This window comes from Nocardia veterana NBRC 100344 (assembly GCF_000308855.1).
Classification (GTDB): Bacteria; Actinomycetota; Actinomycetes; order Mycobacteriales; family Mycobacteriaceae; genus Nocardia; species Nocardia veterana.
The window spans coordinates 44,758-68,254 of the sequence record NZ_BAGM01000091.1 but is presented as its reverse complement, the minus strand read 5'-3'; the positions used below and the strand labels follow the sequence as shown (position 1 = coordinate 68,254).

General features: G+C 68.1%; 22 protein-coding genes. 12 read left to right on the top strand and 10 right to left on the bottom strand.

Features of this window, described 5'->3' with window-relative positions; all coding sequences use genetic code 11:
- From ON37_RS15765 to ON37_RS15745, 5 genes are all read right to left on the bottom strand, one after another.
- Positions 1-380, bottom strand: a 380-nt coding sequence (locus ON37_RS15765) for an RsbRD N-terminal domain-containing protein (RefSeq protein WP_040720299.1), incomplete at its 3' end; no start/stop codon positions are given.
- Between the two features lie 203 nt (positions 381-583).
- On the bottom strand, positions 584-2,671 hold the full coding sequence (locus ON37_RS15760) for an AMP-binding protein (protein ID WP_040720298.1): 2,088 nt from the start codon (positions 2,669-2,671) through the stop codon (positions 584-586).
- 156 nt (positions 2,672-2,827) lie between these two features.
- Positions 2,828-3,640, bottom strand: a complete 813-nt coding sequence (locus tag ON37_RS15755; RefSeq protein ID WP_051031641.1) for an SAM-dependent methyltransferase — start codon at positions 3,638-3,640, stop codon at positions 2,828-2,830.
- Positions 3,641-3,644: 4 nt separating this feature from the next.
- Complete coding sequence (locus ON37_RS15750; protein WP_051031640.1) at positions 3,645-4,943, bottom strand: diguanylate cyclase domain-containing protein; 1,299 nt, start codon at positions 4,941-4,943, stop codon at positions 3,645-3,647.
- Between the two features lie 171 nt (positions 4,944-5,114).
- Positions 5,115-5,450, bottom strand: a complete 336-nt coding sequence (locus ON37_RS15745; protein ID WP_040720297.1) for a histone-like nucleoid-structuring protein Lsr2 — start codon at positions 5,448-5,450, stop codon at positions 5,115-5,117.
- A gap of 363 nt (positions 5,451-5,813) precedes the next feature.
- On the opposite strand from ON37_RS15745, the gene ON37_RS15740 reads away from it, so the two are divergent.
- Together ON37_RS15740 and ON37_RS15735 are read left to right on the top strand one after the other, a co-directional pair.
- Positions 5,814-6,815 (top strand): cation diffusion facilitator family transporter, encoded by a 1,002-nt coding sequence (locus ON37_RS15740; protein WP_040720296.1) that lies wholly within the window; start codon positions 5,814-5,816, stop codon positions 6,813-6,815.
- Positions 6,816-6,874: 59 nt separating this feature from the next.
- Positions 6,875-7,876: a cytochrome c oxidase assembly protein gene (locus ON37_RS15735; protein WP_040720295.1), complete on the top strand. Its 1,002-nt coding sequence runs from the start codon at positions 6,875-6,877 to the stop codon at positions 7,874-7,876.
- Positions 7,877-7,893: 17 nt separating this feature from the next.
- Here the strand turns inward: ON37_RS15735 and lexA are convergent, their stop codons facing one another.
- On the bottom strand, positions 7,894-8,529 hold the full coding sequence (lexA, locus tag ON37_RS15730) for a transcriptional repressor LexA (protein WP_373282035.1): 636 nt from the start codon (positions 8,527-8,529) through the stop codon (positions 7,894-7,896).
- Between the two features lie 429 nt (positions 8,530-8,958).
- Here lexA and ON37_RS15725 point away from each other — a divergent pair, with 429 nt between their 5' ends.
- The 3 genes from ON37_RS15725 (at position 8,959) to nrdR (ending at position 11,496) form a co-directional block, all read left to right on the top strand.
- Positions 8,959-9,471: a LysM peptidoglycan-binding domain-containing protein gene (locus ON37_RS15725; protein ID WP_051031639.1), complete on the top strand. Its 513-nt coding sequence runs from the start codon at positions 8,959-8,961 to the stop codon at positions 9,469-9,471.
- A gap of 135 nt (positions 9,472-9,606) precedes the next feature.
- Positions 9,607-10,860 (top strand): hypothetical protein, encoded by a 1,254-nt coding sequence (locus tag ON37_RS15720; RefSeq protein ID WP_040720317.1) that lies wholly within the window; start codon positions 9,607-9,609, stop codon positions 10,858-10,860.
- 159 nt (positions 10,861-11,019) lie between these two features.
- Positions 11,020-11,496 carry a transcriptional regulator NrdR gene (gene nrdR / locus ON37_RS15715; protein ID WP_040720294.1) on the top strand — a complete coding sequence of 159 codons (477 nt, stop codon included), beginning with the start codon at positions 11,020-11,022 and terminating at the stop codon, positions 11,494-11,496.
- Here nrdR and hrpA read toward each other — a convergent pair whose 3' ends face one another.
- The gene (gene hrpA, locus ON37_RS15710) at positions 11,497-15,627 is read right to left on the bottom strand and encodes an ATP-dependent RNA helicase HrpA (protein WP_040720293.1); all 4,131 of its coding nucleotides are present in this window, start codon (positions 15,625-15,627) and stop codon (positions 11,497-11,499) included.
- Positions 15,628-15,755: 128 nt separating this feature from the next.
- Between hrpA and ON37_RS32950 the strand changes: the two genes are divergently transcribed.
- The 4 genes from ON37_RS32950 to ON37_RS15695 all read left to right on the top strand — a co-directional run bounded on the left by ON37_RS32950 (position 15,756) and on the right by ON37_RS15695 (position 18,815).
- Entirely contained in the window at positions 15,756-15,941 is a 186-nt protein-coding gene (locus ON37_RS32950) for a hypothetical protein (protein ID WP_157171464.1), read from the top strand.
- Between the two features lie 103 nt (positions 15,942-16,044).
- Positions 16,045-16,677: a Pr6Pr family membrane protein gene (locus ON37_RS15705; protein WP_040720292.1), complete on the top strand. Its 633-nt coding sequence runs from the start codon at positions 16,045-16,047 to the stop codon at positions 16,675-16,677.
- A 123-nt stretch (positions 16,678-16,800) separates the two neighbouring features.
- Entirely contained in the window at positions 16,801-18,024 is a 1,224-nt protein-coding gene (locus ON37_RS15700; protein WP_040720291.1) for an aminotransferase family protein, read from the top strand.
- 155 nt (positions 18,025-18,179) lie between these two features.
- Positions 18,180-18,815 carry a DUF5134 domain-containing protein gene (locus ON37_RS15695; protein WP_157171463.1) on the top strand — a complete coding sequence of 212 codons (636 nt, stop codon included), beginning with the start codon at positions 18,180-18,182 and terminating at the stop codon, positions 18,813-18,815.
- Positions 18,816-18,831: 16 nt separating this feature from the next.
- Here the strand turns inward: ON37_RS15695 and ON37_RS15690 are convergent, their stop codons facing one another.
- From ON37_RS15690 to ON37_RS15680, 3 genes are all read right to left on the bottom strand, one after another.
- Positions 18,832-19,527 (bottom strand): PhzF family phenazine biosynthesis protein, encoded by a 696-nt coding sequence (locus ON37_RS15690; protein ID WP_040720289.1) that lies wholly within the window; start codon positions 19,525-19,527, stop codon positions 18,832-18,834.
- Between the two features lie 100 nt (positions 19,528-19,627).
- A complete protein-coding gene (ahpD, locus tag ON37_RS15685) occupies positions 19,628-20,167 on the bottom strand; it encodes an alkylhydroperoxidase, AhpD family (protein WP_040720288.1) in 540 nt (179 codons plus the stop codon).
- A 15-nt stretch (positions 20,168-20,182) separates the two neighbouring features.
- Entirely contained in the window at positions 20,183-20,770 is a 588-nt protein-coding gene (locus tag ON37_RS15680) for a peroxiredoxin (protein ID WP_040720316.1), read from the bottom strand.
- Between the two features lie 136 nt (positions 20,771-20,906).
- Between ON37_RS15680 and ON37_RS15675 the strand changes: the two genes are divergently transcribed.
- The 3 genes from ON37_RS15675 to ON37_RS15665 all read left to right on the top strand — a co-directional run bounded on the left by ON37_RS15675 (position 20,907) and on the right by ON37_RS15665 (position 23,438).
- Complete coding sequence (locus ON37_RS15675) at positions 20,907-21,815, top strand: hydrogen peroxide-inducible genes activator (RefSeq protein WP_040720287.1); 909 nt, start codon at positions 20,907-20,909, stop codon at positions 21,813-21,815.
- A gap of 60 nt (positions 21,816-21,875) precedes the next feature.
- Positions 21,876-22,685 (top strand): MBL fold metallo-hydrolase, encoded by an 810-nt coding sequence (locus ON37_RS15670; protein ID WP_040720315.1) that lies wholly within the window; start codon positions 21,876-21,878, stop codon positions 22,683-22,685.
- Positions 22,686-22,985: 300 nt separating this feature from the next.
- Positions 22,986-23,438, top strand: a complete 453-nt coding sequence (locus ON37_RS15665) for a gamma-glutamylcyclotransferase family protein (RefSeq protein ID WP_051031638.1) — start codon at positions 22,986-22,988, stop codon at positions 23,436-23,438.
- Positions 23,439-23,497: the final 59 nt, after the last annotated feature.

The following is a 23,497-nucleotide window of genomic DNA, read 5'->3' as shown; positions in this document are numbered from 1 at the left end:
CCGGCACCGGCACGGGCGTTGTTGCTGTTGCTGTTGGCGGGGTTGGTGCGGGTTTTGGTGGTGGCGTTGGTGACGACGAGGTCGAAGCCGATTTTGAAGCCTTCGTGGATGGCGTGGTGGATGGTGTCGATGGGGACGCCTTCGCGGGCCCAGGCGGCGGCGGCGTCTTTGAGGCGTTCGGTTTTTTCGGGGATGTCGCGGCCGTCGAGGAGGCTGATGGCGAGTTCGAGGCAGGTGCGGGTGATGGTGGTGATGTCGCCGTGGATGGCGTCGCCGGGCAGGGTGCCGCAGGGGGCGACGTTTTCGACGAAGTGGCCGACCATGTGCCGCGACAGCGACCACACATCCTTCAACGGCGACGACAGCAATTGCCCGGACATGGTCAGGCTCGGGCGGGTCGGCGCGGCAGTGGGATCCGGCGCGGCAGTGGGCCCCGGCGTGGCAACAGACATCGGCGAAAACTTCCTTCCCCGCCCGTTTACTGCACTGCCTTTATAACGTAACCGTAACGAGACCCCGACGGATGTTTTTCGCCGATCCTCGTGAGAATGAGGAGCTCACCCCGGCATGTCCTGGTGAGCGCTCACAACCCGGCGGCCGGTTGACCCGGCCCGGTCAGCTCGGTGGGTCCGCCGATGAGTAATCGCTTGAGCACCTTGCCGGTCTCCCCGCGCGGCAGGGCCGACAGGAAGGTCACATCGCGCGGTACCGAGAAGCGGCTGAGCCGATTGCGCACATAGGTGCGGATCATGTCCGGATCCAGCCCGGACCCCTCCCGTTTGACGATGAACGCCGCCAGCCGCTGCCCGAATTCGCGGTCGGGCACGCCGACCACCGCGACGTCGGTGATCTGCGGCAGATGCGACAACGCCTCCTCGACGGGGCGGGGAAAGACGTTCTCGCCGCCGGAGATGATCATCTCGTCGTCGCGGCCGGCGATGAACAGCCGTCCGTCGGCGTCCAGATATCCCAGGTCCCCGGTATCGAGCATGCCGTCGGTCTCGTCCGGCGGAGCGGAGTTGACGTAGCCGTCGAACAACATGTGATTGCCGACGTAGATCCGTCCGGTGGCCCCGATCGGCACCGGCGTGCGATCCGGGCCCAACACGGCGATCTTCGTGCCGAGCGGTGGACGCCCGGCCGTCGTCGGCGCGGTGCGCAGGTCTTCCGGGGTGGCGATCGTCGCCCAGGACACCTCGGTGGAACCGTAGATGTTGTACAGAATGTCGCCGTAGCAGTCGGCGAACCGGATGACCGTGGCCCCGGCCAGCGGCGCCCCGCAACTGGCCGCGATACGCAGGCTGGAGGTGTCGTACCGGGCCCGCACATGGGTCGGCAGATCCAGGATGCGCTGCACCATGGTCGGCACCAGAATCAGTGTGCCGACGCGGTTCTCGGCGATCCGGCGCAGTGTGTCCCGGGCGTCGAACTGAGCCGGCAGCACGACGGTGGCACGCAAGGCGGTGCTCAGCTGCAACGCGGCCAGGCCCCAGGTGTGGAACAGCGGGGCCGGGATCAGCATGGTGTCGTTCATCCGCAGCGGAATGCGCGACAGCAGGGCGGCAACCGTGGCGAAACCCTTCGCGTGCGGCCGCCGCGCCCCCTTCGGTGTGCCACTGGTTCCGGAGGTCAGGACGATCAGCCGTCCCGGCCGGGCCGGTTTGTCGAAACCGTTGTCCGCCTGCTCGATCAGATCGTCGATGGTGAGGCGTCCGGGCAGCCCGGCATCGGTGGCGATGCGGGCGATGTCGGAATGCAGATAGTGGATCAGCGACTCCAGTTCGGCGTCGACGAAGACGTGCGCGAGCCGGTGCCGCTGCACGATTTCCTCGATCCGCCGTGCCGACAGCCCGGCGTTCAACAGGACGGTGTCCACTCCGAGTTTGCCTGCCGCGACCATGGTTTCGACCATGCCGGCGTGGTTGCGTGCCAGCAGGCCGATCGCGTCTCCGCTGCGCAGGCCCAAACCCGCCATCCCGGCGGCGAGTGCGGTACTGCGCCGGTCGATCTCGGCGAAGGTACGGGTGCGTTGATCGTCGACGATCGCGATCCGGTCGGGAGAGTGGGCGGCGGCCGCCGCATAGCCGCCGGCCAGATTGAATCCCCAGCGGGCGAGGCCGCGCAGCTGCCCCACGCTGCGGTCCGGACGGGCGGTGTGCACCACGCCGGTACCCAGGATGTGGCGAGCCACGTCCGCTCGCCGGCGCAGCGGACTGTTCTCCCGATTCACCACCACGGAAGTGGCTGCACCGGAGGTCAATTCGCGCAGCCGGCGCAATCCCGCGTCCAGCCACGCGAGGACGGCCGCCGTCGAGGCCCGGGCGGCCACCGGATGCACTCGGCCGGCGGCGAAGCAGGTCACCACCAGGCGCGTGCCGCTGTCGATCTCGCGCAGCCGCATCGATGCGAAACTGCCGGTCGCGGCGCAGTACAGTTCGAGACTCTCACCCGGGCGGCCCACGCGCACCACGAGCGACAAGGTCCGGATCTCGGTATCGGCGGTGCCGATGCGCAGGTGCCACAGTGGCCTGCCGGCGATCGTCTCCAGCCGTTCGCAGGCGCCGATACCGGTGAAGATGCGCGGATACAGCTGCGGGTCGATCAGCAGCTCCCAGACGGCACTGCGGGGGACCGGCAGCTCGACAGCGGTGTCGAAAACCTCGGTAGCCAACTTCGTAACACTTCTCGCGGGCCGGTCCTTCGAGCGCACCGGCGGGAACTCCTTTGTAACCGCGATCGATCGGGCACAGAAGGAGCCTTGTGACAATTCCCGGCACGAGCGGTGACGGCTTGTGAGTTGGCGGTCAATCGGCCGGGCGGCGCTCGCTCACTGCTTGCGCGCGACGCCCGCGTAGCCGTCGAGGGGCCGGACCTCGACCGGCGGCTCGTCCGGGTCCGGTCGCCACCGAGCCAGATACTCCAAGCCCGGTTCGACCAGAACCAGGTCGCCGAGCAACTCCATGATCTCCGCGCGAGTGCGCAACCGGTCGCCCCGTCCGGTGACCCGTTCGGTCACCGCCAGCATCCGGTCCATCTGCTCGGGTGGGCCCTCGCTGGTCAGATGCGACAGCGCCAGATAGCTACCCGGAGCGATCGTTTCGCGCAGCCGATCGAACACGGTGGCCGCGAGGTCGTCGTCGGCTATGAAATGCAGCATCGAGACCATGAGCACTGCCACCGGCCGGTGGAAGTCGATCAGTTCCCGGACCTGCGGATGGTCGAGCACCCCGTCGATATCGGTGAAGTCGCCGTGCACCGCGGTGGCATACGGGTTGTCCGCCAACAGTTTTCGGCTCATCGTCACGGCGACCGGATCGATGTCCACATAGACCACCCGAGCGTGCGGGCTCACCCGCTGGGCGATCTCGTGCACGTTGCCCGCGGTCGGAATTCCGGACCCCAGATCGAGGAACTGGTCGATACCCGCGGCGGCGAGGAAGTTCACCGCACGCTGCAGAAAGGCCCGGTTGGCGCGGGCCGTGCGCGGAATCTCGGGGATGATCTCGATCATCTGCGCGGCGACGGCGCGATCGACCTCGAAATTGGCGAAGCCGCCGAGGAGGTAGTCGTACACCCGCGCCGGGCTCGGAATCTGGGGGTCGATATCGTCGGCCGCCCAGTCGGGTAACAGAGGTTGCACGGGCTCATCCTAGGTTGCGTACTCGGGCCGGAAGTCCGGTCGCCTGCAGGACCCAGCGGTTTCGGCCGCTCGCCTTGGCCCGGTACAGACCGGCGTCGGCGGCGTCGAGCAGTCGTTCGGCATCGGTTCCGGCCACCGGTGTGACGATCGCGCCGATGCAGGCGGAGATCACCAGATCGTGGCCGTCGACGGGAATCGGTTCGGCCAGCGCGTGCAACAGTTGCTCGGCGATCGCGCCGATCCGTTCGGTGTCACAGGGCGGACCGAGGAGGGCCACGAATTCGTCGCCGCCGACGCGCGCGAGCAGAATGGCGGACATGTTCGCGGACAGCCGCTGCGCGACCGACGCCAGCAGGCGATCGCCGACCCCGTGCCCGTAGGTGTCGTTGACGGATTTGAAGCCGTCCAAGTCGATGAAACACAAGCCGACGCAATCCTGCGGTCCGGCCTCGGCGATGATCGCGGACAGCACCTCGACCAATTGCCGCCGGTTCGGCAGTCCGGTCAGTGGATCGTGGCGGGCCTGGCGGTGCAATTCGGCCTGCAATTCGCGGCGCTGGGTCGTGTCCTCGCCGACGACGAGCAGATAGGCGGCCCGTCCGCCGGTCGCCGGGACGAGGGTGATCGCCCAGGTCGCCCAGCCGTCGACACCCTCGGGCCGTGGGTAGCGCAATTCCATCCGGACCGTGCCGGAACCGGCGGCCAGCAGATCGCCGAGGACCCGGCGGCGCAATTCCGACCGGTCGTCCGGGTGGATCAGTTCGGCGACCCCACGGTCCAGGAGATACTCGCGACTGACACCGAGCATCGACGACAGCGCCGGATTCACATCCACCATCCGGCCGTCCGTATCACCGATCCCGATGGCGACGGCGGCATTGTCGAATACCACCCGGAATCGAGATTCGGCCGCATTGCGCGCCTCGGCCATCGCCGCGTGCAACATTTCCTGATGACGCGCTCGAGTCGCCAGCAATTCCTCGGTATATCCGCGAGCCAGCTCGCCCAGTGCGGCGAACGCCCGGTCGCCCGGCGGGAACCAGGAGGTAGACAGTGGGGTCAAGGCGCGCGCGGACCGGGCCAGAACCTGCGGATCGGTGAGATTGGCCCGGACCAGAGCCGCGCCGACGGCGGCCGCGGGCGTGGCATCGAACGGTTCGGATTCGATCACGGCTCTGAGTTGGTGCAGCAGATCGAGCAACAACTGGTCCAGTTCGCGCATGGACATGGGGACGAAACCGGTATCGGCGATCGCGATGCGCCATCGTCGTGCCAGCTCTCCGAAACCGGATTCCCCTGTCATGCACACCAACCCCGCCTCGGAACTACTCCCAGCGACTTGCGAGTACGGCGCGGCGCCGAACCAGAGAACCAGGTTACCGTGCCGAGCGGGCCCGCAGTATCACGCGTGCGCGGGATACTGCGGGCCCGTGGCGATGCCACTGTGATCTTTCGAGGAAAGATCGGATGCCGGTTACTTGCTGGCTTTGTGATACGCGGCGACGATCTCGGAGGAAATGCGACCGCGCGCGGAGACGTTATAGCCGTGTTTCTTGGCCCATTCCCGGATAGCCACCGTCTGCTCCCGGTCCGCCGCGGACTTCGCGCGGGCGCCGCCGCCGGCCTTCAACCGGCCCACCTTGCGAGCCTTTTCCGTCCACGGTTCGAGCGCACCCCGAAGCTTCCCGGCGTTCAATGTCGAGAGGTCGATTTCATACGCCACACCGTCGATCGAGAACTGTACGGTCTCATCCGCTTTGGACTTCCCGTCGTAATCATCGATGAGTGTGACGGTGACTTTCTTGGCCATGATCGAGCCCTTTCGCACTGACACGGAGCAACTGGGATTGTCTATACCGTACCTTAGTGTGACCGGCCGTAGTGAATCCGGTGCTATTCGGGCGTTTCCGATCGTGAATGTTCCCGGAATACCGAAAAGAATCGAAGGATGCCGCAAATAGCGTGTGCTCCGCAATGTGTTATCGCGAATGCTCGCGGTCTTCGGACACCGTTCGGTAGTTCCGATACGCCCCGGGGGGCGGATAAGCGCATACCGGGCCGCGGAGTGGGCACTATCTTCGGGACGCCGCGGGGCGGCGCCGAGGGACCGATTGCATACATAGTGATGTGTGCATATGATTGCGAGCGTCGGCGACGGAAGGGAGCACACGGCATGGACGCCGGACATTCACACGGCTCGGGTCACGCGCACAGTCATGCGCACGCCACCCCGGACAGCGACCGCCGCTGGCTGGCCGGTGCGCTCGCGGTGATCGTGGTCTTCCTCCTCGCCGAGGTGGTGGTAGGTGTGCTCGCCGGATCGCTCGCGCTGCTGTCGGATGCCGCGCATATGCTCACCGACGCCGCATCGATCGCCTTGGCGCTGTGGGCGATTCGGCTCGCTGCCCGCCCCCCGGCCGGACGGATGACCTTCGGCTGGAAGCGGGTGGAGATTCTTTCCGCACAGGCCAACGGGTTGACGCTGCTGGTGCTGTCGGCGTGGCTGGGCTACGAGGCGATCCGCCGGCTCATCGAGCCGCCGGCCGTCACCGGCGGACTGGTGCTGGCGACCGCCCTGGCCGGCGTGGTGGTCAATCTCGCTGCCACCTGGATGATTTCGCGCGCGAATCGCAGCAGCCTGAACGTGGAGGGGGCCTTCCAGCACATCCTCACCGACCTCTACGCGTTCATCGCCACCGCGGTCGCCGGGCTCGTCATCATGACCACCGGATTCGCCCGTGCCGACGCCATCGCGACGCTGGTGGTGGTGGCGCTCATGGTGAAGGCCGGTCTCGGCCTGGTCCGGGCTGCGAGCCGGATCTTCCTCGAGGCCGCGCCGGTCGACATCGACCCCGCGGCGGTAGGTGCCGGGATGGCCGCACGAGACGGTGTCGTCGAGGTGCACGACCTGCACATCTGGGAGATCACGTCGGGTTCGCCCGCGTTGTCGGCGCACGTGCTGGTCGAGCCGGGGCAGGATTGTCACGCGGTGCGTGAGGGTCTGGCGCAGTGGCTGGCTGCCGCGCACCATATCGAGCACGCCACGCTGCAGGTCGATCACGCCCAGCCCGAACTCATCGAACTCGGCGCGGCGCCCGATGCCCATTGCGCGCAATCGCACGGTCCCGCCCATCGCCGCGCAGGTCACGCCCACGAAAGTAATAATCGGAACTAAGCGGACAACGGAGCCGACCGGCCCGAACGGCTCCCCGGCACCCATGGATACTTGCTGCCGTGGGATGGACCGACACGCCCCTGACCGTGCACTCCGTCATCGCGGAATGGCGCTGGGACACCTCGACCGTGCTGGTGACCGCGGCTCTGGCGATCGGCTATGCGCGGGCACGCCGGCGCGGCGCGATCAACGGCGCCGCGGAGTCGCCGGGCCGCGCCTGGGCCTTCGGACTGATGGGCCTCGGGGTCTGGTTGCTGACCGGCGTGAGCGTCATCGGCGTGTACTCGGGCACGCTGTTCTGGATCCGGGCCCTGCAGATCCTGTTGTTGCTGTATGTCGTTCCCTTCGGCCTGGCAGCCGGCCGTCCGGTCGCTGTGCTGCGTTCCGGGCTGGGGCCGACGGGCCGGGCGCGGCTGGATCGCGTCCTCGGATCGGCCCCGGCGCGGATCCTGACGTATCCGCTGGTCCCGTCGATCGCCATCCTCGCCACGCCGTGGCTGGTGGTGCTGACTCCGTGGTACGAGGCAGTGCTTCGGCACGGCGCAGTCGACGCGGCCACCCGGTTGCTGCTGGTGACCATCGGATTCCTGTACTTCTATTCGCGACTGCAGACCGATCCGGTGCCGCATCGCTACTCGCAGGCGGTCTCGCTGTTGATCACGGTCTTCGAATCGCTGGCCGATGGCGTACTCGGCATCGTGCTGTGGTTCGGACCGCTGGTCGCGCTGGGCTACTACACCGAGGTGGGGCGGACCTGGGGGCCGGATCTGCGCACGGATCAGATCATCGCCGCCGGCGTCATCTGGGTGCTCGGCGATGTCCTCGGATTGCCGTATCTGCTCACCCTGATGCGTTCCTGGGCGGCCGACGAGCGACGCACCGCCGAGCGCCTGGATGCCGAACTCGATGCGGCCGAGCGTGATTCGCGAGCGGCGGCCGCATCGGAGCGAACCCGGCCCGCCGGGCAGGTCGCGGCCGCCGCGGATTCGGTTGAGACCGCGACGCCCAGCGGGCTGTGGTGGGAGAACGATCCGGTGTTGCGCGCTCGGTTCCGCCGCTGATCCGGGCGCACACCCGGTCAGATCTTGCGAATCACCGTGACGACCTTGCCCAGAATCTGGGCGTCGTTACCGTCGATCGGATCGAAGAGGGGGTTGTGCGGAATCAGCCAGACGTGGTCACCGGTGCGCTTGAAAGTCTTCACCGTGGCCTCGCCGTCGATCATCGCCGCCACGATATCGCCGTTGTCGGCTACGTTCTGCTGCCGCACCACGACCCAGTCGCCGTCGCAGATGGCCGCATCGACCATCGACTCGCCGACGACCTTCAACAGGAACAGCGAACCCTCGCCGACCAGTTCGCGGGGCAGCGGGAAGACATCCTCCACCGCCTGTTCGGCCAGAATCGGCCCACCGGCGGCGATCCGGCCGAGGACCGGGACGTAGGTCGGCGCCGGCGTCGCCTCGGAGGCATCGGTCGCCACCGCGCGCAGCGTGGGAGGCGCACCGGCAGCCCGCACCGCGGTTTCGTCGAGGCCGCGCACGTCGACGGCGCGGGGCCGGTTGGGGTCGCGGCGGAGGTAGCCCTTGCGCTCGAGCGCGCGTAGCTGATGCGCGACCGACGAGGTCGAGGTCAAGCCGACCGCATCACCGATCTCGCGGATGCTCGGGGGGTAGCCGCGTTCGTTCACCGAGGTCCGGATGACCTGGAGCACCTTGCGCTGGCGGACGGTGAGATCCGCGCCGGTGCCGGGGGATTCGGTGTCACCGTCCGGCGCCGGGGCGCCGCCCGGGGAGACCGTGCCGCTCGCGGCCGCCTCCTCGTGTCCGACCACCGTACGTTCGCTCACGCTCGCCGTCCTCCGTTCGTCTTTTCTTCTGCCGGGGCGGGCGTCTGCCGGGTTGTGCCGGCGCCGCCGGATCGCGTGGTTCGAATGTAGTCCGACCGCGGCCAGGTTTCAAACATCTGTTCGACGTATGTCGGCGAGTCCGATGACTTTGTCGGCGCAGCGTGGTAGAAATTCGAACATCAGTTCATCGAACACATGATCGAACAATCGGGTATCCGGCCGGTGGGGCTCGGTGCCACAACTCCCATATCCCGGTGTTTCGTTCGGACAGCACATACTCCTGGAGGTCGTCAGATGCGTACCGCGGTCGATGAATTCAGCTCGCTCGGCAGTCACGTGCCCGCGGTCGGCGTGGTGTCCGGCCGCGTCGCGCGGCCGGTGCATCGCGGCGGTCGCCGGATCGATCGCCGGCACCCCGCCGGGCTGCGCCGTCCCGCCGGAGAACGACGTCCCATCGGAGAACTCGGCTACGAGCGGGTGCCGGCGGTTCAGCCGCAGCGCGGCCCGCACCCGGTTCGGCGACTGGAACAGGCGCGGATCGGGCTGGCAACCCTGGCTGTGACGGCACTGCTGACCGCGGCGGCGGTCTGCGGGTTGCTCGGCATCGCGCAACTGCGCAGTCCGGACGCGCCGGCGGCAACGCAGACGGTGCAAGTGCAGCCGGGGGAATCGTTGACGGCGGTGGCGCAGCGCGTGGCGCCCGGGGAACCGGTGCGCGATACGGTCGCTCGAATCGTGGAGCTGAACGGTTTGCACGGGGCAGAGGTGGTGGCCGGACGCACGCTGGTGGTTCCGGCGACGCGATAACCGCGGGTCGTGGGCCCGGCGGACGGCCGAGCTGCTGGCCGAATTTATTGATCAGCGACTGAAACAAGTTGCTACTGTGCTCGAGATGTGATCGGGGCGACATTCGCCGACAACGGATTTCGAGGATCGGTCATCATGGTGCACAGCCTTCATCGGGGGTCGAATCGGCTATTCGCCCGCGCGGCCGGGTTGTTGATCTGTTTCGTCGTCGCCTGCGGCCTAGTCCCGGCAGTACGCGCGGAAGCGGGCTTCCCGAGCTTCCTCGACGTCCCGGTGGTCAACGGCGCGGGTGACTTCGCCGGCGGGTTGAATCCCGCATTGCCCGTGGATCTTTCCGAGCTACGGTCGGCCGTGGAGCAGGCTCGCGCCGACGGCGTGCCGCCCGTGCGCTATGCCGCATTGCTGCATCAGTACTGGCTGGTCGTGGCTACCCGGAACGCCGATATCGATCTCGCGGCCTGGGACCCCGCGCGCGGTGTCGCCGCGAACTCCCGTACCTTCACCCAGGTCTATGTGAACTATTTGCGTCTGACCACGGCCCATCCGGAGTTCTATTGGACCGGGCTCGCCGGGCTGGCGGGCGGATCGTTCGCCTCCGGCTTCTTCGATATGAGTGATGTGGCAACGATTCTCGACGTGCCGGGCATCCATCAGCTCGGTAGCGCGGTCGCCGATCTGCTGCGCGGCACGCCTCCGGAACTCGTCGCCGTCCTGCCCTCGGATATCCGCCTGCTGGCCACCGAGGGACCCCGGCTCACCGCCGACGACCTGGCCTGGTTCCAAACCCGGCTGATGATCATGCAAAAGCACATCTTCCTGGATCAGGTGCCCATGCACGAGGCCTATATCGCCGAGGGACTGCCCGCGATCGAGGAAATGTACGCGGCCGGAGTCCTCGACGACAACGCCCTGCGCGCCTGGCGTTCGCTGGCGTCCGGAACCGTCGCGGGCTACAACGACGCGCTGGTGCGGATGACCGATCGTGAGCAGAACCAGATCATCGCCGACCAGTGGGATGTAACCGCCCAGGGACGCGGCGCGATGGGACGGGTGATGACCTATGTCAGCACCGTCGCCGCCAAACCGGCGGTTCCCGGTGTGCGGGCGCCCGGCAGCTTCGCGCCGACCACGGTCTCGGCCGTGGTGAACGGACGCATGATGTCGTTGCGGACACCACTACCCGATTTCAACTGGGCCGACCGCGAGCCGCGGTGGACCTACATCACCGGTGATCTGGTGCCGTGCTACGAGCGCATGCAGGCCGATCCGCGGCTCGCGCAGCAGGTCCTGTCGGTGCCGTTCGCGGGCGATCTCGCCGCGGGTCGCCTGCTCAATCGCCTGCCGGATCTGCTCACCGATCTGACCGCGCAGTGGCAGTTGGCCGGTTGAACTGCGGACCCGCTGGGTCCGCCCGGCCCGGGGGAAATGCTGTCCGGGTATCCTGAAAGACGCTCAGGACATGTGTGGTGAGTCGGTTCGTTCGACATGACGGGTCGAGGGTAGGCAGCTCATCGCAGACCGACCGCAGGCATCGACGAAGGATCCCGGATGCATTGCCCGTACTGTCGGCACCCGGATTCGCGGGTGGTCGACTCGCGTGAGGCCGAGGAAGGTAGCGCGATCAGACGCCGTCGCGCGTGCCCGCAGTGCGGGCGCCGCTTCACCACGGTCGAGACCGCGATCCTTTCGGTGGTCAAACGCAGCGGCGTCACCGAACCGTTCAGCCGCGAGAAGGTGATCCGCGGGGTGCGGCGGGCCTGCCAAGGCCGCGAGGTCGATGACGATGCGCTGAACCTGCTGGCCCAGCAGGTTGAGGACGCGGTGCGCGCCAAGGGGTCGCCGGAGGTGCCCAGCCACGAGGTCGGCCTGGCCATTCTCGGTCCGCTGCGCGACCTCGACGAGGTGGCCTATCTGCGCTTCGCCTCGGTCTACCGGTCCTTCAGTTCCGCGGACGATTTCGAGCGCGAGATCGCCGACTTGCGCCGGCACCGGGCCGACCGATCGGTCGCGGCCGGCGCGGACTGATCACCGCGACCGACGGCCCGCCGGTGAGGTTGCGATGGCGTCGATCGCCTTGATGATCCGCTTGGCGGAGACCGGATAGGGCGTTCCCAGCTGCTGGGCGAACAGGCTCACCCGCAATTCCTCGATCATCCACCAGATTTCGGTCACATCGGCGCCGGCGCGGCGAGCTTCCGGCAGCCGATCGAGCAGCCGAGCGTAGGCGGTGTGCACCCGGTCCAATTCGGCGGCGCCCTGCCGATCGCGATCGGCCGATGCGGGGAGCGCGCGCAACCGCGCCTCGGCGGCGTTCAGGTAGCGGGGAATTTCCCGCAGCCGGGTGCTGCCGAATTCGCCGATGAATCCCGCGAAGACCAGATCATCGAGCTGTCCCGCCACATCGTCGGCGATGTCGCGGTCGGTGGTCTCCGACAGCGCCGCCCGCACCCGGTGCGCGGCGGCGAGAATCGGCACCACGAGGGTCAGGATGCGCGCGACCGTGCCGGCGAATTGCGGCCGGATCCGTTCGACCAGTTCGGCGAAGCGTTCGGGGCTGCGAACCGGGCCGCCGTGCGCGGCGATCAGCTCGTCGGCCGCACAGGCTCGGCAGTCCTCGATCAGGGCATCGAGCGAGCCGTACGGATTCTGGCTCAGCGCCAGCCGATCGGCGGCGGACAGACCGGCGGTCACCGCGCGCTGCGCCGTCGGCAACTCCCGTAGCAGCAGGGCGCGGGTACCCACCCGCATCGCGGCGCGCTGTGCCGCGGGGGAGGAGAGCACCCGCACCGCGACCCCGTCGTTCTCGCTGACCAGGGCGGGGTAGCCGGTGATGGTCTGGCCGCCGACCTCGCGGCGGATCGTCTGCGGTACGGTCCCGAGCGTCTGCGCGGTCCATACTGTGGCTGGTGGTCGTTCGGCCGCGCTGGTCGCCTTCGCCACCGACTGCGACACCTGCTGCGAGAGTTGGGTTTTCAACGCGGCGAGATTCTTGCCCCGGGCCAGGATCTCCCCGTCGGCGCCGGTCACCGCGAACGTCATCCGCAGGTGGTCCGGCAGTGAACCGGGGTCGAGATCTGTCGGCGCGATCGGCGTCGAGGCCAGCGCCGACAGTTCCCGTGCCAATCCGGTGCGTAGCGGTTCGGCCCGCGGCGTGAGCCGCGCCAGCGCCGCCCGCGCGAAGTCCGGCGCGGGAACGACGGTGCGCCGCAACTGTTTCGGCAAGGTCTTGATCAGCGCGGCGGCCAGCTCCTCACGCATACCGGGGACCAGCCAGTCGAAGCCGACCGCCCGGACATGAGCGAGCTGGGCGACCGGGATGTGGACCGTCACACCGTCGTCGGCCTGACCCGGCTCGAACTGATAAGTGAGGGGAAAACTCAACTCGCCTTGGCGCCAGCTGTCCGGGTAGGCGGCCGGATCCAGCGCGGCGGCCTGTTCGTTGACGACGGTCGCGGTCGAGAAGTCCAGCTGGTGCGGATCCTCGCGTTGCGCCGTGCGCCACCAGGTGTCGAAATGCCGCACCGACACCACATCGGCGGGAATGCGCTGATCGTAGAAGTCGAACAGCACCTGATCATCGACCAGGATGTCGCGGCGACGCGCCCGATGCTCCAAATCGGCGACGTCGTCCAGGAGTTCGCGATTGCGGTGGAAGAACCCGTGCCGGGTCTGCCATTCTCCCTGCACCAGGGCATGGCGGATGAACAGCTCGCGCGACAGCTGCGGATCGATCCGCCCGAAATCGACGCGGCGCTGAGTCACCAGCGGCACGCCGTACAGGGTGACGCGTTCGTAGGCCATCGCCGCGCCCCGGCGCGCGGACCAATGCGGTTCGGAGTAGCTGCGTTTGACGAGATCGCCGGCGAGACGTTCGGCCCACTCGGGCTCGATCCGGGCCGCCATCCGGCCCCACAGCCGCGAGGTCTCGACGAGTTCGGCGGCCATCACCCAGCGCGGTGGTTTCTTCGCCAGCGCCGAGCCCGGGAAGATCATGAATTTCGCCCCACGCGCGCCGAGGAATTCCCGCGATTCGGCCTCGCGGACCCCGATATGCGACAGCATGCCGGCCAGCAGAGCGCGGTGGACGGCATCGCCGTCCCACGGCAGATCGGATGAATCATTCTGCGCGGCAATCGAATCCGGAACCGACCAACCGAGGCTGCGGGTGATGGTGCGCAATTGTCCCTGCAGATCCTGCCATTCGCGGATCCGCAGATAGTGCAGGAACTCCTCCCGGCACATTCGCCGGAACTGGTTGGCGGACCTGGCCCGGCGCTGATCCCGCAGGTAGTCCCACAGCCGCAGGTAGGCCAGAAAGTCCGAGCCCTCGACGGTGAACCGGGCATGCTTGGTGTCGGCCGCCTGCTGGAATTCCGCCGGGCGTTCGCGCACATCCTGAATCGACAGCGCCGCGACGATCACCAGGACCTCGGCCAGACAGCCGTTGGCCTCGGCGGCGACGAGCATCCGGGCCATCCGCGGATCGACGGGCAACTGAGCCATCTGGCGACCGACCGGCGTCAGCTCGAGGTCGTCCCCGCCCTCCGGCGCCCGCACCCGGACCTCCGGTGCCGCCCCGCCGCCCGCCTTGCCGCCGCGCCGGCGTCGATTCCCTCGCGCCGGTGTGGTTGTCGCGGTCGAGTCGGACCGCCGGGCCAGGGCGCCCAGTTCCAGCAGCAGCGCGATGCCGTCTCGGATGGCACGGCGATCCGGCGCCTCCACGAACGGAAAACTCTCGATATCGCCCAGCCCGAGCGCGGTCATCTGCAGGATCACCGCGGCGAGATTGGTTCGCAGGATCTCCGGTTCGGTGAATGCCGGGCGGGCTTCGAAGTCGTCCTCGGAGTAGAGCCGGATACAGATGCCGTCCGCCACGCGGCCGCAACGACCGGAACGTTGCCGCGCCGATGCCTGCGAAATCGGTTCGATCGGCAGCCGCTGCACCTTGGTGCGCATCGAATACCGAGAGATGCGCGCGGTGCCCGGATCGACCACGTAGCGGATGCCCGGCACGGTGAGCGAGGTTTCGGCGACATTGGTCGCCAGTACCACCCGCCGACCCGTATGCGGCTGGAACACCCGATGTTGTTCGGCCGCCGACAGCCGGGCATAGAGCGGAACGATCTCGGTGCGGGGCAGTTTCAGGTCTCGCAGGGTATCGGCGGTATCGCGGATCTCGCGCTCACCGGACAGGAAGACCAGGACATCGCCGTCACCCTCGGCCAGCAGTTCCCGGACCGCGTCGGCGATGGCGTCGGTCTGGTCGCGCGGCTCCGCGGCGGCGCCCCGGGCCGACGAGCGTCCACCGCGCGGGGCGGATTCGGCCTCGTCCAGTTCGTCGTCGTCGCTGGTGGCCGACATCTCCGGAGCCAGTGGCCGGTACCGGATCTCGACCGGATAGGAGCGGCCGGACACCTCGACGATCGGCGCGGGCGTGCCCGAGTCCGGATCGGCGAAGTGGCGGGCGAACAGCTCCGGGTCGATGGTCGCCGAGGTGATGACGACCTTGAGGTCGGGCCGCTTGGGCAGCAGCGATTTCAGATAGCCGAGCAGGAAGTCGATGTTGAGGCTGCGCTCGTGTGCCTCGTCGATGATGATCGTGTCGTAGCGGCGGAGCAGGCGATCGCGCTGGATCTCGGCCAGCAGGATGCCGTCGGTCATCAGTTTGATCAGGGTGCGGTCGGAGGCCTGATCGGTGAACCGGACCGTATAACCCACCACGTCACCCAATTCGGTGCCGAGTTCGGCGGCGATCCGTTCGGCGACGGTGCGTGCCGCCAGCCGGCGCGGCTGGGTGTGGCCGATCGTGCCGCGGATGCCGCGCCCCAGTTCCAAGCAGATCTTGGGGATCTGGGTGGTCTTCCCGGAGCCGGTCTCACCCGCGATCACGACGACCTGATTCGCCGCGATCGCGGCGGCGATCTCGTCGCGATGCGCGGATACCGGCAGTTGTTCCGGGTAGCGAATCTCCGGGACGGCGTCGCGACGGGTCTCGATGCGGGCCTGTGCCGCGACGATCTCCCGGTCCAGCCGCTCGATCTCACCGTCGTCGCCGCGAACCTTGTCCAGCCGTCGGCGCAGCCGGTGTTCGTCGCGGATGGAGAGGTCGGCCAGGCGAGCGCGCAGCTCGCGAGCGGTGGCGGCAGTCGAGGTCATTGCATCGACCAGCGTAGCGAAACCGCGCGACCCGCCCGCTTCGGCGCTGGTCCAGCTCGGATAACCGAACTGTTGCTATCGCTGTGATCTTGTTCCGTCGGCCCGCCCAGGTATGTCACCATCGGCCCATGACTGCTGGTTCCGGAACGCCGATGTGGGTCCGCGCGCTGCGGGTGATGTCGGTACTGCTGGGCATCGCCGCTCTCGTCCGCGAACGCGTGCGCGCGGTCGTGACGACCGCTGCGCCCGCCCGGCACCGACCCGAGCGGGCAAGCGCGCAACCGACCCGGCGCACCTCCTTCGGGTCCGCGTAGCCGATGCCGATCCCGGTCGCCGGACGCCGGTCCGGCGACCGGGGCCCGCGCGGCGCGGGTGGGAAAACCACTGAGCTCGGGCCCGGTATGCGAGGATCGAGCGATGATCGCCCGTGCGGGGACGCCGATATGGATCCGAATACCGCGCCTCGCCGTCGCCGTCCTGGGAGCCGTTGCGCTGCTGTGGATTCCGCTTCGGGTCAGTGGCTCGGCGACCTTCTCGCTCGGTAACTACTTCAGCTACTTCACCGTCCAGTCCAATATCCTCGGGGTGCTGGTGTTGCTGATCGGCGGCGTCCTGGATCCGCGGTCGCCGCGCTGGCAGGCCGTGCGGGGTGCCGTGACGCTGTATCTGCTGATCACCGGTGTGATCTATGCCGTGCTGCTGGCCGGTATCGACGTCATGCTCACCGACAAGTGGGTCAACGACACCATGCATCGGGTACTGCCCATCGTGCTGGTCGCCGACTGGATCCTCGTCTCGGCCCGGTTGCGCGTTTCCCCGGCCCTGATCGTGGGCTGGCTCGCGTATCCGATCGTCTACTGCGGCTACAGCCTGATCCGCGGTGAGCTCGTGCACTGGTACCCGTACCCGTTCCTCGACCCGCGCGGGCAGGGCTACCCCTCGCTGCTGATCGGCGTGGTGATCCTGGCGGTGGTGATCACGATGATGGCGATCGCGGTGGCTTGGCTCGGCGCCGTGCGCGGGCGTCGCGACGCCGCCGTCCCGGTGTGACGTCGCGGTAGCCGACGGGTTGCGAGGAGTTCCTGCTCGTGCCCGGAACGGGTGGCGCGGGTAACCTGGCGGCGCGGGCGGGGGTTTGCCCGTGACCACCGGACGAGGGAACAGGAGCCGACCATGGGTGCGTTGTGGCACGGATTCGCGGATATGGGCGCAGTGGAACGCGACGGCGCATTCGTGGTGTCGCGCGGGGAGGGTGTCTACATCTGGGACGAGGCCGGCCGCCGCTACCTCGACGCCACCGCCGGGCTGTGGTTCACCAATGTCGGGCACGGCCGCCGCGAAATCGCCGATGCGGTGGCGGCCCAATTGTCGACCCTGGCGCACTATTCGAACTTCGGTGACCTCACCGCACCCGTGACGCAACGGCTGGCCGAGCGGCTGTCGGAGCTGGCGCCGGTACCCGGCAGCAAGATCATGTTCACCTCCGGCGGTTCGGATTCGGTCGACACCGCCGCGAAGATGGCCCGCCGCTATTGGCGGGAACTGGGCCGTCCGGAGAAGACCCTGCTGGTCGGCCGTCGGCTCGCCTATCACGGTATGCACGTCGGCGGCACGGCGCTGGCGGGGATCGCGGTCAATCACGAGGGTTACGGCGAGCTGATGGCCGACACCCGCACCGTCGATTTCGATCGCGCCCAGGCACTTCGGGAACTGATCGACGAGGTCGGGGCGGAGCGAATCGCCGCCTTCTTCTGTGAACCGATCATCGGCGCCGGCGGTATCCACCTGCCGCCGGAGGGATATCTGGACGAGGTGCGCCGGCTCTGCCGGGACAACGACATCCTGTTCGTCGCCGACGAGGTCGTCACCGGATTCGGTCGGATCGGCGGATCCTGGTTCGCCTCCACCCGGTTCGGTCTGGAACCGGATCTGATGACCACCGCAAAGGGGCTGACCTCCGGTTATCTACCGATGGGCGCGGTGTTCGTGGCGCCGCGGGTCGCCGAACCGTTCTTCGGCGGAGGGGTGTGGTTCCGGCACGGCTACACCTACGGCGGTCATGCCGGATCGGCGGCCGCGGCCATGGCCAACCTCGACATCATCGAGCGCGAGAATCTGCTCGACGCCAGTAAGAACGTGGAATCGCTGCTGCACGAACACCTCGCGCCGCTGGCGGGTCACCCCCGGGTGGCCGAGGTACGCAGCGGGCTGGGCGCGGTGGCCGGTGTTCAGCTCGCCGATCCCGCCGACGGTCCGGCGATGGTGAAAGCGCTTCGCGCACAGGGTGTTTCCAGTCGCGCCGCGGGGCAGGGCGCGTTGCAGATCTCGCCGGCATTCGTCATCGAGGACCAGCAGGTCGCGGAACTGGCGGCAGCGCTGGAACGCGCATTGGGCTGAGCCGGGCCCCGCTCCGGCGGGGTGGGATGTGCGTGATGCATCCGGCCTCGGCGCCGCCCCTGCGCCGCCGAAACCGAGCGGAGGGGCGGCGCGTACCACCGCGACATGCGAGCATGAAAGACGCGCGGAGGTGCCGCGGCGGAAGGCGGTGGGGTGTGGGCTCTTTCGTGACCGAGCACGCGATGCTGCGCTGGGCCGTGGCGGCGGCGTTCGTCGTCGCGGCGGCGATCGTGCTCGTGCGTCATCTGGCGGTGCCGCTCGCCCGGGAGGGCGCCGAGCCGACGGGTGCGGCGACACCGTGGTCGGCCGATCACGAATCCGATGCCGCGCACCTGTTGATGTGTCTGCTCATGCTGGCGATGGTGCTGTTTCCGGCCGCCGCCGCACCGGATGCGCTGCGTGGCGTGCTCATCGCCATGATGGTGGTGTACGCCGGACTGCTGCTGATGCGAATCGGGCACCGGCACACCGCCTTCGGCGGATCGTCCGGGTTCCGAGTTCCCGCGGTCGCCTACCATCTGGTTGCGGCCGGAGCCATGCTCTGGGCGACGGCGGGTCATCACCACGCGTCCGCCGAGGCGGGTACGGACCGGCTTCCGGTGCTGCCCGTCGCGATCCTCGCTGCCGTGTTCGTGCTCGATGCGGTGCTGATGCTGATTCCGCGCACGAGAACCATGCTGTGGCATCGCGTCTCGCATCCGACCGGGCCGCCCGGTGCGCTCGGCGCGGTGCCGCATGTGGTGATGGATCTGGGAATGGCCTATATGCTCGTCGCCGCGGTCGCGGGCTGAGCCGGTCGGCCGAACCTCAGATGAGAACCGGATGGTCGGCGACGACGCGGCCGCCCAGGCGGACCCAGCCGTCGGAATCCCATTCGGTGAACAACTGTGAGCCCGCGCCCTGTGTGATGATCAAGCTTCGCCGCAGCTGTGCGGTGAGCGCGATCGCCGCCGCACCGGTGGCTTCGTCCTCGGCGATTCCCAAGGCCGGGGCGAACATTCGAGCGTGGACCGCACCGCGCGCCTCGTTCGTCCACGCCCACACATAATGCTGTCCGTCGGTGAAATGCCGGGGATCGACCGTGTCGAGGAATGCGGCGTCGGAGAATTCGTCGAAGGTGAATTCGGGGGCCCATTCCGCACGGACACGGATCCAGATCAAACCGTCGTCGAGCATCTGGATCTCGACGGGACCGGCCTGGACGTCGATGATCTTCACCGGTTGGCCCCGGTCGGCCAGCCACCACGCCGCACCGACCGTGGGATGGCCGGCGAAGGGCAGCTCCCGGGTCGGGGTGTAGATCCGCATCCTGGCCCGTCCGGAGACCGGGTCGTCCACGACCACCGTTTCGCTGTGCCCGACGCGCGCCGCCAGCAACTGGTGATCGACGTCGGTGACCGCCGCCGCGCGCACGATGCCCAGTGGGTTGCCGAGCTTGCCCGTGACATCGGTGAAGACCCGCACCACCTCGACCTGCGCGCCGTCGCTCTCCCATTGGCTCATGCTGCCCCAGCGTACCCGCGGCAATCGGTGGTAGCAGGCCGTGAACGACACGATGCCCCCGTCCCGATCGACGGGACGAGGGCATCGGTGCGGGCGATGATCAGACCGCGGCGGCGGCGAGCGTCTCCTGGGCCTGGACGGCCTGGCCGACACCGGCGACGATCGCGGCCACCCGCAGCGCCTCGAAGATCACCTCGCGCGACACACCCGCCTCACGCAGGGTGTGCTCGTGCGCCTCCAGGCAGTGCTGGCAGCCGTTGATCGACGACACCGCGAACGACCACAGCTCGAAATCGGCTTTCTCGACACCCGGGTTGCCGATGATCTGCATCCGCAGACCGGCGCGCAGATCGTCGTAGCGGCCCTCCAGGAACGCCCGGCCACGGTAGAACACGTTGTTCATGCCCATGATCGAGGCGGCGCCCAGGGCGGCGTTGTAGGCCTCGGCCGACAGGGTGTCGGCGGCCTCTTCGCCGATCTCGCGCAGCGTGGTGGCCGACCGGGTGGCGGCCGCCGCGGCGAGTAGGGTGCCCCACAGCTGCTGTTCGTTCAGCACGGTCGAGCGTGCGATGGACGACAGGTTGAGCTTGAGGTCCTTGGCGTATTCGGGAAGCGAATTCTTCAGGTTCTCTACGGACACTGCGCGTTACTCTCCTCAGACGCTGGCGGCCAGTAGTTCACCGGCGTTGATGGTCGGGTCGCCCTTCTTCCAGTTGCAGGCGCACAGCTCGTCGGACTGCAGAGCGTCGAGCACCCGCAGCACCTCGTCGACGTTGCGGCCGACGGAACCGGCGGTCACCGAGACGAACTGGATCTCGTTGTTCGGGTCGACGATGAAGGTGGCGCGGTCGGCGACACCGTCGGCGTTCAGCACACCGGTCGCGGTGACGAGCTCCCGCTTGAGGTCGCTCAGCATCGGGAACGGCAGGGTCTTCAGATCCTCGTGCTGGGCCCGCCACTGGAAGTGGACGAACTCGTTGTCGACCGACACACCCAGCACCTGGGCGTCCCGGTCGGCGAACTCGTCGTTCAGCTTGCCGAAGGCGGCGATCTCGGTCGGGCACACGAAGGTGAAGTCCTTCGGCCAGAAGAAGACGATGCGCCACTTGCCGGCGTGGTCGTCACTCGAGATCTGGGTGAAGTAGTCGTCGGGCTGCTGCGCGTTCACCTTCGACAAGTCGCCGCCGATGACCGCCGTCAGGTTGTAGGCGGGGAACTGGTCGCCGATGGTCAGCAGAGCCATGTTGTCTCCTTCGTCGTAGTGGGACACGGGTGACGGGCCGCCTGGGTGCGGCGGGACACCGTCGAAGCATTCGCTGTCGATCATGCCCAAAACCCAGTAAAAGGTAAAGGTGATCAGTTGCACTACACTGATAGGCGTGACTGATCAGACTTATCAGCCCACCCTGTCACAGCTGCGTGCGTTCGTGGCGATCGCGGAGTATCGCCATTTCGGCACCGCTGCGGCTCATCTGAATGTGAGCCAACCCACGTTATCGCAGGCGTTGGCATCACTGGAAAACGGACTGGGTTTGCAGCTGATCGAACGCAGCACGCGGCGAGTTCTGGTGACCGCGGCGGGCAAACGGCTGCTGCCGCAAGCGATGGCGACGCTCGAAGCCGCCGACCGATTCGTCGCCACCGCCGCCGGCGACGGACTCGGCGGCACGCTGCGGATGGGGATCATTCCCACCGTGGCGCCCTATGTGCTCCCGACGCTGCTACCGGAGTTACGGCGTCTCCTGCCTGCGTTGGTACCGCACGTCATCGAGGACCAGACCGCGCGGCTGCTCGACGGCCTGCGCAGCGGCGTCTTGGACGTCGCGATGATGGCCCTGCCCGCCGATGCCACCGGGATGGTCGAGATCCCGCTCTACACCGAGGAATTCGTATTGGTGACACCGCTCGGGCACGAGCTGGCCGGACGCACCGATCTCGCGCCGGCGGCACTCGACGAACTGCCGCTACTGCTGCTCGACGAGGGGCACTGTCTGCGCGACCAAACCCTCGACCTGTGCCGCTCCGAGGAGGTGCGGCCGGGGCCGGTCGGTGATACCCGGGCCGCATCACTGACCACGGTGGTGCAATGCGTCGGCGGCGGCCTCGGCGTCACCCTGATTCCGGAAATGGCCGTGGCGGCCGAAACCTCCCGCGGCACATTGGATATCGCGCGATTCGCCGCCCCCGCGCCGGGGCGAACCATCGGCCTGGTCTTCCGCGGCTCCACGGCACGGGTCGAGGACTACGAGCAACTCGCGGAAATCATTCGCGCCCAACGTCCGAACTGAGAAATCGTGGCCCCGGACGCCCCGATTGACCGGCCGGTGAGCGTCTGGAACGCTCGGCGCGTGCGGATTCATCATCTCAACTGCGGCACCATGGCCTTGGGCATGGTGGACCACTGCCTGCTCGTCGAGACCAGGACCGGGTTGGTGCTGGTGGACACCGGATTCGGGCTCGACAGTGTCCGAGATCCGGCGCGCTTCGTGGGGCCCGGGCGCTACCTGCTCGGCATCCGTCCGGCCGAACACCACACCGCGATCCGGCAGATCCAGGCACTCGGCTACGACCCGGCCGATGTGCGCCACATCATCCTCACCCACCTGGACCTCGACCACGCGGCGGGCCTCGCGGATTTCCCGGAGGCCACGGTCCACGTCCACGGCCCCGAGTTCCGTGCGGCGACCGCGGGGCGGACGCTGGCGGAGCGATTGCGGTATCGCGCGGCGCAGTGGGCGCACGGTCCGCGCTGGATGGTCAACGAACTCGAGGGCACCGACGAGTGGTTCGGTTTCCGCGCCGTGCGCGATCTGCCCGGGGTGCCGCCGGAAATCCTGGTGGTCCCGCTACCCGGCCACACCCGCGGCCACATCGGAGTGGCGATCGACACGGGTGCGGGCTGGCTGCTGCACGCCGGCGACGCCTTCTACGTCGCCAGCGAGATCGACCCGGCCGGTCCGAAAACACCGCTGCTGTGGTGGACCTACGAACTCGGGTCCATCGTGCGCGGCGCCTATCAGGAAAACCGGCGGCGGCTGGTGGAACTCAACCGGAACCACGGTGCGCAGATCACCATCGTCAACTCCCATGATCCCGAGCTGTTCGCCCGCGTCAGCGGGAATTCGGTGCGATCGGCGGGGCACGGGGAGATTCGCTGACTCCCCGCGATCGGGCAGCGTTGCCCGCGAGCGATGCCGATCGCATGCGGACGGCGACCGCCGAGTGTCGGCGGCGAATGCGCACCCGGCTACACCGCACGGCATTGACCAGCGCAAACCGAGGCGGTGACCGAGGTCACGTTTACCCGATGTGAAGCCCGCGCGGCGCATTCGGCACAGTGGAGGGATGCGATACCGGTGTGCGAGCAGGAACAGGTGGGTCGTCCGAGCAACTGATCGGCGAATGTCGGTCGTGGCCGCGGGGGCGCGCTCGGTCCGCAGGAGTGAGGAGTGCCCGCGATGAGCGCGGCGAAGAAGCCGGCACCGCAACGCCGGGCCCGTCCGGACGATCCCGGGCCCGACTTGTTCGCCTACGGCACCCTGCAGTTCGGTCCGGTGCTCGAGGTGCTGCTGGGTCGCACTCCGGAGATGGATGTCGGGGTCGCCCGCGGGTGGCGGGTGGCGGCGCTGCCGCAGCGGCTGTATCCAGGTCTGGTCGCCGAACCGGGGCGGATGGCGGGCGGGCTGGTCCTGCGGGGCCTGACCGCCGCCGACTGGCGGATCATCGAGGCCTTCGAGGATCCCGAATACGATCTGCGGCCGATCGAGCTGATCGGGTACGACCAGCCCGTGCGCACCTTCGTGTGGTCGTCGGCGGTCACCGGAAACGACTGGTTGCCCGAGGTATTCGTCTCCCACCATCTCGACCGCTACGTCGAGCGCACGGCCGAATGGCGGCGTGAACGGGCCTGACCGACAGCAGGACCGCCCGGGTCCGGTTCCGGGCGGTCCTACTCGTATTCGCTTGGCGC